Below are 13,975 nucleotides of genomic sequence, written 5' to 3'. Positions count from 1 at the left end.
AGATAAACATGAGACTCGAATTTTCCATCTATCGTTACAACCCGGAAGTCGATGATGCTCCGCGTATGCAGGAATACACGCTGGAGTCGGAAGACGGCCGTGACATGATGCTGCTGGACGCGCTGATGCGTCTGAAAGAGAAAGACCCGACGTTAGCGTTTCGCCGCTCCTGCCGTGAGGGCGTATGTGGCTCTGACGGCCTGAACATGAACGGAAAGAACGGTCTTGCCTGTATTACTCCGGTCTCTGCGCTGGGAAACGGTAAACAGAAAATTGTCATCCGCCCGCTGCCCGGTTTACCGGTGATCCGCGATTTGGTGGTGGACATGGGCCAGTTCTATGCTCAGTATGAGAAGATCAAGCCTTACCTCTTGAATAATGGGCAAAAACCGCCAGCCAGAGAGCACCTTCAGGAACCGGAACAGCGTGAAAAACTGGATGGTCTGTACGAGTGTATCCTCTGTGCCTGCTGCTCCACCTCATGCCCGTCATTCTGGTGGAATCCGGACAAGTTTATCGGTCCGGCAGGCCTGCTTGCGGCTTACCGCTTCCTGATTGACAGCCGCGATACGGAAACCGACGCGCGCCTCGACGATCTGAATGACGCTTTCAGCGTATTCCGCTGTCACAGCATCATGAACTGTGTGAGCGTATGTCCGAAAGGGCTGAACCCAACGCGCGCTATCGGCCACATTAAGTCGATGCTGCTGCAGCGGGGCGCATAATACCGATGTCCGGGAGCCTGAGGGTTCCCGGCGTTTTTACCAGGTCATCTTTGTAAGGTGTTTTCGGCAGAGCGATGTTGCCGGAAACCCTTTGCAAAGGTTCCCTTACGGGCCGGTCGCTCGTAACGAAGAACCGTACCACGGTAAGCCGTTAACGCGGCGCGGGACTTGCAAAGGTTCCATTAAACAACCACGGCGAAAAAAAAAGCACAAATATGCTTAAGGGATCACAATGCAGAACAGCGCGATGAAACCCTGGCTGGACTCCTCCTGGCTGGCCGGCGCGAACCAGTCCTACATAGAACAGCTCTATGAGGACTTCTTAACCGATCCTGACTCTGTTGATGTGGCCTGGAAATCTCTTTTCCAAGAGCTTCCTGGCACTGGGGTTAGACCTGAGCAATTCCACTCCACCACACGCGAGTACTTCCGCCGCCTGGCGAAAGACGCATCGCGCTATACCGCCTCCGTTAGCGATCCTGAAACCAATGCCAAACAGGTCAAGGTACTGCAGCTGATCAACGCCTTCCGTTTTCGCGGGCATCAGCAGGCAAACCTCGATCCGTTAGGCTTGTGGAAGCAGGAAGCGGTGCCCGATCTCGACCCGGCCTATCATGGCCTGAGCGAAGCCGATTTCCAGGAAAGTTTCAATGTGGGTTCCTTTGCGATTGGCAAAGATACCCTGAAGCTGGCGGATCTGTTTGCCGCTCTGCAGCAAACCTACTGCGGTTCGATCGGCGCGGAATATATGCACATCACCAATACCGAAGAAAAACGCTGGATCCAACAGCGTCTGGAATCGGCGGTGGGGCAGGCTTCTTACTCTGTTGAAGAGAAAAAGGGTTTCCTCAAGCAATTGACCGCAGCAGAAGGTCTGGAGCGCTACCTTGGGGCAAAATTCCCCGGGGCAAAACGTTTCTCACTGGAAGGTGGTGATGCGCTGGTGCCGATGCTGAACGAGATGATCCGTCATGCCGGTAAGAGCGGTACGCGCGAAGTGGTGCTGGGAATGGCACACCGTGGCCGTCTTAACGTGCTGATCAACGTGCTGGGGAAAAAACCGCAGGACCTGTTTGACGAGTTCGCTGGTAAGCATAAAGAACACCTCGGCACCGGCGATGTGAAGTACCACATGGGCTTCTCATCGGATGTGGAAACGGAAGGCGGCATGGTTCACCTGGCGCTGGCGTTTAACCCATCACATCTTGAAATTGTCAGCCCGGTAGTAATGGGGTCAGTGCGTGCCCGTCTTGACCGTCTGGATGAACCTGCCAGTAACAAAGTCTTGCCGATCACCATCCATGGTGATGCTGCGGTTATTGGCCAGGGCGTGGTGCAGGAAACCCTGAACATGTCTCAGGCGCGTGGTTATGAAGTGGGCGGTACCGTGCGTATCGTGATCAATAACCAGATCGGCTTTACCACCTCGAACCCTAAAGATGCGCGTTCAACACAGTACTGTACTGACATCGGCAAAATGGTGCTGGCCCCGATCTTCCACGTTAATGCGGACGATCCGGAAGCGGTTGCCTTTGTGACCCGCCTGGCGTTGGATTTCCGTAACACCTTTAAACGCGACGTGTTTATTGACCTGGTCTGTTATCGCCGTCACGGCCATAACGAAGCGGATGAGCCAAGCGCTACGCAGCCTGTGATGTACCAGAAAATCAAGAAACACCCAACGCCGCGTAAACTGTATGCTGACAAGCTGGAAGCCGAACAGGTCGCCAGCCTGGAAGATGCCACGGAAATGGTCAACCTTTACCGTGATGCGCTGGATGCCGGTGAATGTGTGGTGCCGGAGTGGCGTCCAATGAGCCTGCACTCATTCACCTGGTCACCGTATCTGAACCACGACTGGGATGAAGGTTATCCGGAATCTATCGAACTGAAGCGCTTGCAGGAACTGGCAAAACGCATCAGCACGGTACCGGAATCTGTCGAAATGCAGTCTCGTGTGGCGAAGATTTACAACGATCGCGCTGAAATGGCTGCCGGTAATAAACCGTTTGACTGGGGCGCTGCAGAGAATCTGGCTTACGCCACGCTGGTGGATGAGGGCATCCCATGCCGTCTTTCCGGTGAGGATATGGGGCGCGGCACCTTCTTCCACCGCCATGCCGTTATCCATAACCAGGCGAACGGTTCAACCTATACCCCACTGCAGCACGTGCACAACGGTCAGGGCACCTTCAAGGTCTGGGACTCCGTCCTGTCGGAAGAAGCGGTACTGGCATTTGAATACGGCTATGCCACGGCAGAACCGCGTACCCTGACCATCTGGGAAGCGCAGTTTGGTGACTTTGCTAACGGTGCGCAGGTAGTGATTGACCAGTTCATTAGCTCCGGCGAGCAGAAATGGGGCCGTATGTGCGGCCTGGTAATGCTGCTGCCGCACGGCTACGAAGGTCAGGGCCCTGAGCACTCATCAGCACGTCTGGAGCGTTATCTGCAACTCTGCGCCGAGCAGAACATGCAGGTCTGCGTCCCTTCGACGCCGGCACAGGTCTACCACATGCTGCGTCGTCAGGCGCTGCGCGGTATGCGTCGTCCGCTGGTTGTGATGTCACCGAAGTCACTGTTACGTCATCCACAGGCCGTATCTTCATTAGAAGAGCTGGCAAGCGGGGCGTTCCAGCCTGCGATTGGAGAGATCGACGATCTCGATCCGCAAGGGGTCAAACGCGTCGTGCTCTGTTCCGGTAAGGTCTACTACGATCTGCTGGATAAACGTCGTAAAAATGAACAAACCGACGTTGCTATCGTGCGCATTGAGCAGCTGTATCCGTTCCCGCATAAAGCGGTGCAGGATGTGCTGCAGCAGTATTCTCACGTGCATGATTTTGTCTGGTGTCAGGAAGAACCCCTGAACCAGGGTGCATGGTATTGCAGCCAGCACCACTTCCGCGAAGTCGTGCCGTTTGGGGCTTCATTACGTTATGCCGGCCGTCCTGCATCCGCATCCCCGGCAGTTGGCTATATGTCCGTTCACCAGCAGCAGCAGCAAGATCTGGTTAATGACGCGCTGAACGTTGAATAATTAAGGAAAAAGAATGAGTAGCGTAGATATCGTTGTTCCTGACCTGCCTGAGTCCGTGGCTGATGCCACCGTAGCAACCTGGCACAAAAAACCTGGCGATAGCGTCAAGCGTGACGAAGTGCTGGTGGAAATTGAAACCGATAAAGTGATCCTGGAAGTCCCGGCTTCCACGGATGGTGTACTGGAAGCGATCCTGGAAGAAGAGGGCGCAACCGTCGTTTCCCGTCAGGCGCTGGGTCGTCTGAAAGAGGGTAACAGCGGCGGCAAAGAAACCTCTGCTAAAGCTGAAGCCAATGAGTCTACTCCGGCACAGCGCCAGAGCGCCTCCCTGGAAGAAGAAAGTAATGATGCCCTGAGCCCGGCGATCCGTCGCCTGATTGCGGAGCATAACCTCGACGCGGCAGCCATTAAAGGCACCGGTGTTGGCGGCCGTCTGACCCGTGAAGATGTTGAAAAACATCTGGCCAAAGCACCGGCGAAAGCGGCAGAGACCAAAGCGGCCCCTGCGGCTGCAGCGGCCCCATCGCTGGGTAACCGAAGTGAGAAGCGTGTGCCTATGACGCGCCTGCGTAAGCGTGTGGCTGAACGTCTGCTGGAAGCCAAAAACAGCACGGCAATGCTGACGACCTTTAACGAGGTCAACATGCAGCCAATCATGGCACTGCGTAAGCAGTACGGTGATGCCTTCGAGAAACGTCACGGTGTGCGTCTGGGCTTTATGTCCTTCTACATCAAAGCGGTAGTAGAAGCGCTGAAACGCTACCCGGAAGTCAACGCATCGATTGATGGCGAAGAAGTGGTTTACCACAACTACTTCGACGTCAGTATCGCGGTTTCCACGCCACGCGGCCTGGTGACTCCGGTATTGAAAGATGTGGATGCCCTGAGCATGGCTGATATCGAGAAGAAGATTAAAGAGCTGGCGGTGAAAGGACGTGACGGCAAGCTGACCGTTGACGAACTGACCGGTGGTAACTTCACGATCACCAACGGTGGTGTGTTTGGTTCTCTGATGTCTACCCCGATCATCAACCCACCGCAGAGCGCGATCCTGGGGATGCATGCGATCAAAGATCGTCCGATGGCGGTTAATGGACAGGTCGTTATCCAGCCAATGATGTATCTGGCCCTCTCTTACGATCACCGTCTGATTGACGGTCGCGAATCTGTAGGCTATCTGGTGGCGATCAAAGAGCTGCTGGAAGATCCGGCGCGTCTGCTGCTGGATGTCTAACGCCCTGAGCACGGCGGTCACGCCGTGCTCAACCCTATGAGTAGCCGCCTCTGGCAGCTAAATCTTTTCAGACCTGAATGGATAGAACATCATGAACTTACACGAATATCAGGCAAAACAGTTGTTTGCACGGTATGGTTTACCGGCACCAACCGGTTATGCCTGCACCACACCACGCGAAGCAGAAGAAGCCGCCTCTAAGATTGGTGCCGGCCCGTGGGTAGTGAAATGTCAGGTTCATGCCGGTGGCCGCGGTAAAGCGGGCGGCGTGAAAGTGGTTAACAGCAAAGAAGAGATCCGTGCTTTTGCTGAGAACTGGCTGGGCAAGCGTCTGGTGACCTATCAGACTGACGCACATGGCCAGCCGGTTAACCAGATTCTGGTCGAGTCTGCTACCGATATTGACCAGGAACTCTACCTGGGCGCGGTGGTTGACCGTGGCACCCGTCGTGTCGTCTTTATGGCATCAACCGAAGGCGGCGTGGAAATTGAAAAAGTGGCGGAAGAAACCCCGCACCTGATCCACAAAATGGCGCTGGATCCCCTGACCGGGCCGCAGCCTTACCAGGGCCGTGAGCTGGCGTTTAAACTGGGTCTGACCGGTAAGCAGGTTGGCCAGTTCACCAAGATCTTTATGGGGCTGGCGACGCTGTTCCTGGAGCGCGACCTGGCACTGGTTGAGATTAACCCGCTGGTGATCACCAAGCAGGGCGACCTGGTCTGCCTGGACGGTAAACTGACGGCAGATGGCAACGCCCTGTTCCGCCAGCCTGAGTTGCGCGAAATGCGCGATCCAAGCCAGGAAGACTCCCGCGAAGCTCATGCTGCACAGTGGGAACTGAACTACGTGGCGCTGGAAGGGAACATCGGCTGCATGGTCAATGGGGCCGGTCTGGCGATGGGCACCATGGACATCGTGAAACTGAGCGGTGGCCAGCCGGCTAACTTCCTTGATGTTGGTGGCGGTGCCACGAAAGAGCGTGTTACCGAAGCCTTTAAAATCATCCTGTCTGACGACGCGGTGAAAGCGGTATTCGTTAACATCTTTGGCGGTATCGTACGTTGCGATCTGATTGCCGACGGCATCATCGGTGCAGTAGAAGAAGTGGGCGTTAACGTACCGGTGGTCGTGCGTCTGGAAGGAAACAATGCCGAGTTGGGTGCCAAAAAACTGGCAGACAGCGGCCTGAATATTATTGCAGCAACCAGCCTGAGCGATGCGGCGCACCGTGTTGTTGCCGCAGCGGAGGGGAAATAATGTCTATTCTGATTGATAAAAACACCAAAGTTATCTGCCAGGGCTTCACCGGTGGTCAGGGTACCTTCCACTCCGAGCAGGCTTTAGCCTACGGCACGCAGCTGGTTGGCGGCGTCACCCCAGGCAAAGGCGGAACGGAACATCTGGGCCTGCCCGTATTCAACACCGTACGCGAAGCGGTAGAAGCCACCGGAGCGACAGCTTCGGTGATCTATGTACCTGCTCCGTTCTGTAAAGACGGCATCCTGGAAGCGATTGAAGCCGGTATCAAACTGATCATCACCATCACTGAAGGTATTCCGACGCTGGATATGCTGACAGTGAAAGTGAAGCTGGATGAAGCTGGCGTACGCATGATTGGTCCAAACTGTCCGGGTGTGATTACGCCGGGCGCCTGTAAGATCGGTATCATGCCTGGCCACATTCACCAGCCGGGCCGTATCGGTATCGTTTCACGTTCCGGTACGCTGACTTATGAAGCGGTTAAGCAGACCACGGATATCGGTTACGGCCAGTCTACCTGCGTCGGCATTGGCGGTGACCCGATCCCGGGTTCAAACTTTATCGACATCTTGAAGCTGTTCCAGGATGACCCGCAGACCGAAGCCATTGTGATGATCGGTGAAATCGGCGGTAGCGCAGAAGAAGAAGCGGCTGCGTTTATCAAAGAGTATGTGACCAAGCCGGTAGTGGGTTACATTGCGGGCGTGACTGCGCCTAAAGGCAAACGTATGGGCCACGCCGGTGCGATTATCGCTGGCGGCAAAGGTACTGCAGATGAGAAATTTGCTGCGCTGGAAGCGGCAGGTGTGAAAACTGTTCGCAGCCTGGCTGACATCGGTGAAGCCGTGAAAGCGGTACTGCCTCAGTAACGTAGCCAGTCGCTGTACGGAATGAGCAATAAAGGCCACCTTCGGGTGGCTTTTTTTTGCCGATGGCCCACTCAAAACTGATGAAGAAAATTTGCGTTAAATTATTATTAAATATCGCAGGTGTTATTTAACGTTAATTTATTTGTTGATTGATTATATGTTTTAACTTTCATTGTAATAATACATACAAATATTTAACAAAAGAGAATTGCTACCACAAAGGATGAGATCTAAATATTAATTTAGATCAAGAAAAGACGACTTATTTGTTGGGTATATTACTGGAGTGTTTGTGCACTTTTGGTTTAAATTGCGCTACATCAAATTCAGGTTGTCCCCCCTGTTTTACTGAAAATTGATACTCCCTGCTAAAAATAATACGACCGTCACAAAACCCCTTTAAACCTGTGTGTATAAAGGCGTATTATAAGCGTCGGGATGTCGTTCTGGATCTTCCATGGCGGTTACTGGCCCCTCAGATGACCGGGCTGAGGGGCTTTTCTGTCTCTCAGGGACCATTTTTCGGGATTAAGTTTTTATTATTTATTGGGATGTCTCCAGGTAATTCTGAGTCGTTAACTCGGATAATTTTCTGTCGGAACCCACTTGCGGAGCAAGGAGTCAAAATGTTTGATATTGTCGAACTGTCGCGATTACAGTTTGCTTTGACTGCTATGTACCATTTCCTGTTTGTGCCATTAACGCTGGGTATGGCGTTTTTACTGGCTATTATGGAAACGGTCTACGTACTGTCAGGTAAACAAATCTATAAAGATATGACCAAGTTTTGGGGCAAGTTATTTGGTATTAACTTTGCTCTGGGCGTGGCAACCGGGCTGACTATGGAGTTTCAGTTCGGCACAAACTGGTCTTACTACTCGCACTATGTGGGTGATATCTTCGGTGCCCCGCTGGCCATTGAAGGATTAATGGCATTCTTCCTGGAGTCAACGTTCGTCGGTCTGTTCTTCTTTGGCTGGGATCGTCTTGGCAAAGTGCAGCACATGGCCGTGACCTGGCTGGTGGCGCTCGGTTCCAACCTCTCCGCACTGTGGATTCTGGTCGCCAACGGCTGGATGCAAAACCCGGTCGCCTCCGAGTTTAATTTTGAAACCATGCGCATGGAGATGGTCAGCTTCTCCGAGCTGGTTCTGAACCCGGTAGCCCAGGTGAAGTTCGTGCATACCGTTGCGGCAGGTTATACCTGTGGCGCGATGTTCATTCTGGGTATCAGCGCTTACTATCTGCTGCGCGGACGTGACGTCGCCTTTGCTAAGCGTTCCTTCGCGATTGCAGCCAGCTTTGGTATGGCAGCGATCCTGTCGGTAATTGTGCTGGGTGATGAATCCGGTTACGAAATTGGTGACGTGCAGAAAACGAAACTGGCCGCAATCGAAGCCGAGTGGGAAACACAGCCGGCACCGGCCGCCTTTACTCTGTTCGGTATCCCGGACCAGGAAGCACAGAAGAACCATTATGCTATCCAGATCCCCTGGGCGCTTGGCCTGATCGCCACCCGTTCCGTTGACAAGCAGGTTACCGGTCTGAAAGAGCTGATGGAGCAGCATGAAGTGCGCATCCGTAACGGGATGAAAGCATACGAGCTGCTGCAGGAGCTGCGCACCGGTAATACTGACCCGGCTGTGCGCACTGCGTTTAATGCGACTAAACAGGACCTCGGTTATGGCTTACTGTTGAAACGCTATACCCCGAACGTAGCCGACGCCAGTGAAGCGCAGATCCAGCAGGCAACGAAAGACTCGATTCCAAGCGTGGCTCCGCTCTATTTCTCCTTCCGTATTATGGTCGCCTGTGGCGTGCTGATGTTGCTGATTATTGGTCTGTCATTCTGGACGGTGATACGTAACCGCATCGGTAAGTGGCCACTGCTGTTGAAATGTGCGCTGTATGGTATCCCGCTACCGTGGATTGCAATTGAATCAGGCTGGTTTGTGGCCGAGTACGGCCGTCAACCCTGGGCCATCGGTGAAGTGCTGCCTACCGCAGTGGCCAACTCATCCCTGACCGTCGGCGATCTGCTGTTCTCAATGGGGCTGATTTGTGGCCTGTACACGCTGTTCCTGGTGGCTGAAATGTACCTGATGTTCAAGTTCGCCCGCCTGGGGCCCAGCAGCCTGAAGACCGGACGCTATCACTATGAGCAATCCAGCATCGCCACGCAGCCGGTACGATAAAACAGGAGCCCACAAATGTTAACTTATGAACTAATGCGCTTTATCTGGTGGCTGTTGATTGGCGTTCTGTGTATCGGATTTGCCATCACTGATGGCTTTGATATGGGGGTCGGGATGCTGTCACGCATCCTGGGTCGCAGTGATACCGAACGTCGGGTCATGATCAACAGCATCGCACCGCACTGGGATGGCAACCAGGTCTGGCTGATTACCGCCGGTGGTGCGTTGTTTGCTGCCTGGCCAACCGTCTACGCCGCCGCCTTCTCGGGTTTCTACGTGGCGATGATTCTGGTACTGGCCTCCCTGTTCTTCCGTCCGGTCGGCTTTGACTACCGTTCGAAAATTGAAGATCCACGCTGGCGTGGCATGTGGGACTGGGCGATTTTTATCGGTAGCTTTGTGCCACCGCTGGTCATTGGGGTGGCGTTTGGCAATCTGCTCCAGGGCGTTCCGTTCCATATGGATACCGACCTGCGCCTGTTTTATACCGGTAATTTCTTCCAGCTGCTGAATCCGTTTGGTCTGCTGGCAGGTATCGTCAGCCTGATGATGTTCCTCACGCAGGGAGCAACCTACCTGCAGATGCGTACCGTAGGTGAACTGCATCTGCGCGCCCGCATTGCCGCGCAGATCTGTGCGCTGGTGATGATGGTTGGCTTTGTGCTTGCCGGTGTCTGGGTGATTTACGGCATTGATGGCTACGTCATCACGTCGGTACTGGATCATAACGGCCCGTCGAACCCACTGGTGAAAGAAGTCAGCCAGCAGGCTGGTGCCTGGATGGTGAACTTCCAACAGAACCCGATCCTCTGGGCTATCCCTGCACTGGGTGTGGTTCTGCCTTTGCTGACCATCCTGTGCTCACGGCTGGAAAAAGGCGCGTGGGCGTTTATCTTCTCGTCGCTTACGGTGGCCTGCGTGATCCTGACCGCCGGTGTTGCCATGTTCCCATTTGTCATGCCATCAAGCACGGTACCTGACGTGAGCCTGACGATGTGGGATGCCACCTCGACGCTGTTGACGCTGAAAGTGATGACGGTGGCCGCGATTATTTTCGTGCCCATTATCCTGGCTTACACAACCTGGTGTTACTACAAAATGTTCGGTCGCGTGACCAAAGAACAGATTGAAAGTAACAGCAATTCTCTTTACTAAAGAAGGAGCGACATCATGTGGTATTTTGCCTGGATTCTCGGCACGCTGCTGGCCTGTGCCTTCGGTATCATTACCGCGCTGGCCTTAGAGCAAGCGGAAGCGTCGGCCGCGAGTAAAGAGAAACTGTAATGGGGGAGGGCATCGCGCGTCTCTATCAACTGATGGATAAGAACGCGTTGCGGGTTCTTTCCCTGGTGGCCGCGCTGGTGCTGGCCGGGTGTATGTTCTGGAACCCGTCACGCTTTGCGGCCAACAGCAGTGAGCTGGCTATCTGGCAGGGTTTGCTGCTGATGTGGGCGGTCTGTACTGGCGTGATCCACGGTGTCGGGTTCCGCCCGCGCCGTTTACGCTGGCGCGGCTTTTTCTCACCGCTCCCGGCGATACTGATCCTGCTGAGTGGGATCGGTTTTTTCTTCCTGTCATAATGCAGCGGGCCAGATTGTTCTGGCCTGCTGTTTTTCCCTTATTCCCTTCCACACTGATATTGTCCTTTAACCTTTTTTTAGCTACGTTTACGTCAATGACTGTCTAACAAATGTGCTGAAATTAGTGAAGTTGTTACTGTGCAATAATTATTTTCATCAGCCTGTGGCAACCCATTCCCAATGTGTTAGGTCTTGCGTATAGTAGCAACGTTTTCCTGTACCAACGTTAGCATTACCGGGATGTAGAGTGAGTACAACGCTGTTTCGATGGCCGGTGCGTGTCTATTACGAAGATACCGATGCCGGTGGTGTGGTTTATCACGCCAGCTATGTCGCTTTTTATGAACGGGCACGAACTGAAATGCTGCGTCAGCGCCATTTCAACCAACAGGTTCTGCTGGAACAGCAGGTCGCCTTTGTGGTGCGCCGTATCACGGTTGATTACCTTGCAGCTGCACGCCTCGACGATATGCTCGAAGTGCAATGCGAGGTTGTTGGCATGACCAGAACGACCATGACATTCGCACAACGCATCGTTAATGCAGAAGGCCGTGTGCTCAATGAAGCAGAGGTCCTGATCGCCTGCATCAATCCACATCTAATGAAGCCGATAGCGCTTCCCAAGTCTATTGTCGCGGAGTTCAAGCAGTGACTGACATGAACATTCTTGATTTGTTCCTGAAGGCGAGCCTTCTGGTCAAACTTATCATGTTGATTTTGATCGGATTTTCTATCGCCTCGTGGGCTGTGATCATTCAGCGTACCCGCATTCTGAATGCGGCCACGCGTGATGCCGACGCCTTTGAAGATAAGTTCTGGTCCGGTATCGAACTGTCTCGTCTCTATCAGGAAAGCCAGGCCCGTCGCGATGAACTGGGCGGTTCTGAGCAGATTTTCTATGCGGGATTCAAAGAGTTTGCCCGCCTGCATCGTGCGAACAACCACGCCCCGGAAGCGGTGGTGGAGGGCGCGACGCGTGCGATGCGCATTTCCATGAACCGTGAGCTGGAAGCGCTGGAAAACCATATTCCCTTCCTTGGCACCGTAGGATCCATCAGTCCTTATATCGGTCTGTTTGGTACGGTGTGGGGGATCATGCATGCCTTTATCGCGCTGGGTGCGGTGAAGCAGGCCACCTTGCAGATGGTGGCACCTGGTATTGCTGAAGCACTGATTGCCACCGCAATCGGTCTGTTCGCGGCAATTCCTGCGGTTATGGCCTATAACCGCCTGACCCAGCGTGTGAACAAGCTGGAGCAGAACTACGACAACTTCATGGAAGAGTTCACGGCTATCCTGCATCGTCAGGCGTTCTCAAGCGACGTAAGCAAGTAAGTCGGAGGTTAGCATGGCCAGAAGGCGTGGTCGCGGTCGCCGCGACGTGAAGTCCGAGATCAATATTGTTCCATTACTGGACGTGCTGCTGGTGCTGCTGCTGATTTTCATGGCAACGGCGCCAATCATCACTCAGAGCGTGGAAGTTGATCTCCCGGACGCTACAGATTCTAAAACAGTCTCCAGCGATGATAATCCACCTGTGATTGTTGAAGTGGCCGGTGTCGGGCAGTACAGCCTGGTGGTCGATCACGATCGGATGGAGCAGCTGCCAGCGGAACAGGTGGTGGCCGAAGCGCAGCGTCGCATTACGGCTAACCCGAAAACGGTGTTCCTGATTGGCGGAGCCAAAGAGGTTCCTTACGAGGAAATCATTAAGGCGCTGAACTTGCTGCATCAGGCAGGCGTGAAGTCTGTCGGATTAATGACGCAGCCGATTTAATTCATTCGAACCGTTTTTGGGAACCGAGAGTGTCGAAGGCAACCGAGCAAGACGAAAAGTTAAAACGTGCGATAACAATATCAGTCATTTTCCACATTATTCTGGTGGCGGTGCTGATATGGAGCTCGTTTGACGAAAACATCGACGCCAGCGGCGGCGGTGGCGGTAGCGATATAGATGCAGTCATGGTCGATCCTGGCGCGGTCGTGGAGCAGTACAATCGTCAGCAAAATCAGCAGAGCGACAGTAAACGTGCCGAGCAGCAGCGTCAGAAGCAGGCTAAACAGCAGGCGGAAGAACTGCAGCAGAAGCAGGCTGCTGAACAGCAACGACTGAAACAGATTGAAAAAGAGCGTCTGCAGGCGCAGGAAGAGGCCAAACAGCAGGCTGCGGAACAGGCCAGCGAGCAGAAACAGGCTGCGGATGCGGCGAAGCAGGCGCAGCAGGAGCAGAAGCAGGCGGAAGCCGCAGCAGCAAAAGCAAAAGCCGATGCAAAAGCGCAGGCTGATGCTCAGGCGAAGTCCGCCGCTGACGCCCAGAAGAAAGCAGCAGAAGAGGCGAAAAAAGCCGCTGCTGACGCAAAAAAAGAAGCTGAGGCAGAAGCGAAACAGGCCGCAGCCGAAGCCGCAAAAGTGAAAGCGGCGGCAGAGGCGAAAGCAAAAGCCAGTGCTGATGCGAAAGCGGCTCAGGAAGCCAAAGCGCAGGCGGCGGCGGAAGCGAAAGAAAAAGCGGCAGAAGAAGCCAAAGAGAAAGCCGCAGCCGCAGCGAAAGCCAAAGCCGAGGCAGCGGCAAAAGCGAAAGCCGATGCCGCAGCGAAGAAGAAAGCTGCCGCAGAAGCCGCAAAAGAGTCAGGTGACGTTGGCGATCTGTTGGGCGATCTGACCTCCGGTAAAAACGCGCCGAAATCCGGTAATGCTGCCGGTGGCGGCGGTGCCGCAGGGCAGGGAACGCAGAAGAAGTCGGGCGCATCCGGTGCGGCAATTGACAGCTATCTTGGCCAGGTAAAAGGCGCGATACAGAGTAAACTGTATAGCGCGGATACGTACGCCGGACAGACCTGCGATATCCGTATTAAACTGGCACCGGACGGGTTGCTGATTTCAGCGACAACGGCGGGTGGCGATGCTGCGCTTTGTCAGGCTGCATTAAGTGCTGCACGCACGGCGAAAATCCCGAAACCGCCAAGCCAGGACGTCTGGCAGGCGGTGAAAGAAGCGACAGTCGGGTTTAAACTGTAAGAATTCGATAATAAGCGGCATGTTGAACTATGTTATTCATGCCGTACTCTTAGGTT

General features: G+C 54.1%; 13 protein-coding genes. All 13 read left to right on the top strand.

Going from position 1 to position 13,975, the window contains the following annotated elements:
• Positions 1 to 8 precede the first annotated feature (8 nt).
• The 13 genes from IFU29_RS08065 (at position 9) to tolA (ending at position 13,919) form a co-directional block, all read left to right on the top strand.
• Positions 9 to 725, top strand: coding sequence for a succinate dehydrogenase iron-sulfur subunit (locus tag IFU29_RS08065; RefSeq protein WP_191933456.1), 717 nt, complete (start codon positions 9 to 11; stop codon positions 723 to 725).
• A 232-nt stretch (positions 726 to 957) separates the two neighbouring features.
• On the top strand, positions 958 to 3,765 hold the full coding sequence (sucA, locus tag IFU29_RS08060; protein WP_191933455.1) for a 2-oxoglutarate dehydrogenase E1 component: 2,808 nt from the start codon (positions 958 to 960) through the stop codon (positions 3,763 to 3,765).
• A gap of 13 nt (positions 3,766 to 3,778) precedes the next feature.
• Positions 3,779 to 4,999, top strand: coding sequence for a 2-oxoglutarate dehydrogenase complex dihydrolipoyllysine-residue succinyltransferase (gene odhB / locus IFU29_RS08055; RefSeq protein ID WP_191933454.1), 1,221 nt, complete (start codon positions 3,779 to 3,781; stop codon positions 4,997 to 4,999).
• Between the two features lie 91 nt (positions 5,000 to 5,090).
• On the top strand, positions 5,091 to 6,257 hold the full coding sequence (gene sucC / locus IFU29_RS08050; protein WP_062748462.1) for an ADP-forming succinate--CoA ligase subunit beta: 1,167 nt from the start codon (positions 5,091 to 5,093) through the stop codon (positions 6,255 to 6,257).
• Positions 6,257 to 7,129, top strand: a complete 873-nt coding sequence (gene sucD / locus IFU29_RS08045; RefSeq protein WP_062748464.1) for a succinate--CoA ligase subunit alpha — start codon at positions 6,257 to 6,259, stop codon at positions 7,127 to 7,129. Before sucC ends, sucD begins: the two co-directional genes overlap by 1 nt.
• Before the next feature lie 626 nt (positions 7,130 to 7,755).
• Positions 7,756 to 9,324, top strand: coding sequence for a cytochrome ubiquinol oxidase subunit I (cydA, locus tag IFU29_RS08040; RefSeq protein WP_191933453.1), 1,569 nt, complete (start codon positions 7,756 to 7,758; stop codon positions 9,322 to 9,324).
• Between the two features lie 15 nt (positions 9,325 to 9,339).
• A complete protein-coding gene (gene cydB / locus IFU29_RS08035) occupies positions 9,340 to 10,479 on the top strand; it encodes a cytochrome d ubiquinol oxidase subunit II (protein WP_191933452.1) in 1,140 nt (379 codons plus the stop codon).
• Between the two features lie 15 nt (positions 10,480 to 10,494).
• A complete protein-coding gene (gene cydX, locus IFU29_RS08030; protein ID WP_062748470.1) occupies positions 10,495 to 10,608 on the top strand; it encodes a cytochrome bd-I oxidase subunit CydX in 114 nt (37 codons plus the stop codon).
• A complete protein-coding gene (gene ybgE / locus IFU29_RS08025) occupies positions 10,608 to 10,904 on the top strand; it encodes a cyd operon protein YbgE (RefSeq protein ID WP_191933451.1) in 297 nt (98 codons plus the stop codon). Before cydX ends, ybgE begins: the two co-directional genes overlap by 1 nt.
• A 247-nt stretch (positions 10,905 to 11,151) precedes the next feature.
• A complete protein-coding gene (gene ybgC / locus IFU29_RS08020; protein ID WP_191933450.1) occupies positions 11,152 to 11,556 on the top strand; it encodes a tol-pal system-associated acyl-CoA thioesterase in 405 nt (134 codons plus the stop codon).
• 5 nt (positions 11,557 to 11,561) lie between these two features.
• Positions 11,562 to 12,239, top strand: a complete 678-nt coding sequence (gene tolQ, locus IFU29_RS08015) for a Tol-Pal system protein TolQ (RefSeq protein ID WP_171148735.1) — start codon at positions 11,562 to 11,564, stop codon at positions 12,237 to 12,239.
• A 13-nt stretch (positions 12,240 to 12,252) separates the two neighbouring features.
• Entirely contained in the window at positions 12,253 to 12,681 is a 429-nt protein-coding gene (gene tolR, locus IFU29_RS08010) for a colicin uptake protein TolR (RefSeq protein WP_062748479.1), read from the top strand.
• Between the two features lie 29 nt (positions 12,682 to 12,710).
• A complete protein-coding gene (tolA, locus tag IFU29_RS08005; protein WP_191933449.1) occupies positions 12,711 to 13,919 on the top strand; it encodes a cell envelope integrity protein TolA in 1,209 nt (402 codons plus the stop codon).
• The last annotated feature ends 56 nt before the right edge of the window (positions 13,920 to 13,975 follow it).

It is taken from the genome of Erwinia persicina, assembly GCF_014838825.1.
Lineage (GTDB): Bacteria > Pseudomonadota > Gammaproteobacteria > Enterobacterales > Enterobacteriaceae > Erwinia > Erwinia persicina_A.
This window is presented reverse-complemented; position numbering and strand designations above follow the sequence as displayed.

What these genes read in the sequence shown, in the direction of transcription:
- IFU29_RS08065 (WP_191933456.1), top strand. Translation starts at nt 9, where the DNA reads ATGAGACTCGAATTTTCCATCTATCGTTACAACCCGGAAGTCGATGAT.
- sucA (WP_191933455.1), top strand. Translation starts at nt 958, where the DNA reads ATGCAGAACAGCGCGATGAAACCCTGGCTGGACTCCTCCTGGCTGGCC.
- odhB (WP_191933454.1), top strand. Translation starts at nt 3,779, where the DNA reads ATGAGTAGCGTAGATATCGTTGTTCCTGACCTGCCTGAGTCCGTGGCT.
- sucC (WP_062748462.1), top strand. Translation starts at nt 5,091, where the DNA reads ATGAACTTACACGAATATCAGGCAAAACAGTTGTTTGCACGGTATGGT.
- sucD (WP_062748464.1), top strand. Translation starts at nt 6,257, where the DNA reads ATGTCTATTCTGATTGATAAAAACACCAAAGTTATCTGCCAGGGCTTC.
- cydA (WP_191933453.1), top strand. Translation starts at nt 7,756, where the DNA reads ATGTTTGATATTGTCGAACTGTCGCGATTACAGTTTGCTTTGACTGCT.
- cydB (WP_191933452.1), top strand. Translation starts at nt 9,340, where the DNA reads ATGTTAACTTATGAACTAATGCGCTTTATCTGGTGGCTGTTGATTGGC.
- cydX (WP_062748470.1), top strand. Translation starts at nt 10,495, where the DNA reads ATGTGGTATTTTGCCTGGATTCTCGGCACGCTGCTGGCCTGTGCCTTC.
- ybgE (WP_191933451.1), top strand. Translation starts at nt 10,608, where the DNA reads ATGGGGGAGGGCATCGCGCGTCTCTATCAACTGATGGATAAGAACGCG.
- tolQ (WP_171148735.1), top strand. Translation starts at nt 11,562, where the DNA reads ATGAACATTCTTGATTTGTTCCTGAAGGCGAGCCTTCTGGTCAAACTT.
- tolR (WP_062748479.1), top strand. Translation starts at nt 12,253, where the DNA reads ATGGCCAGAAGGCGTGGTCGCGGTCGCCGCGACGTGAAGTCCGAGATC.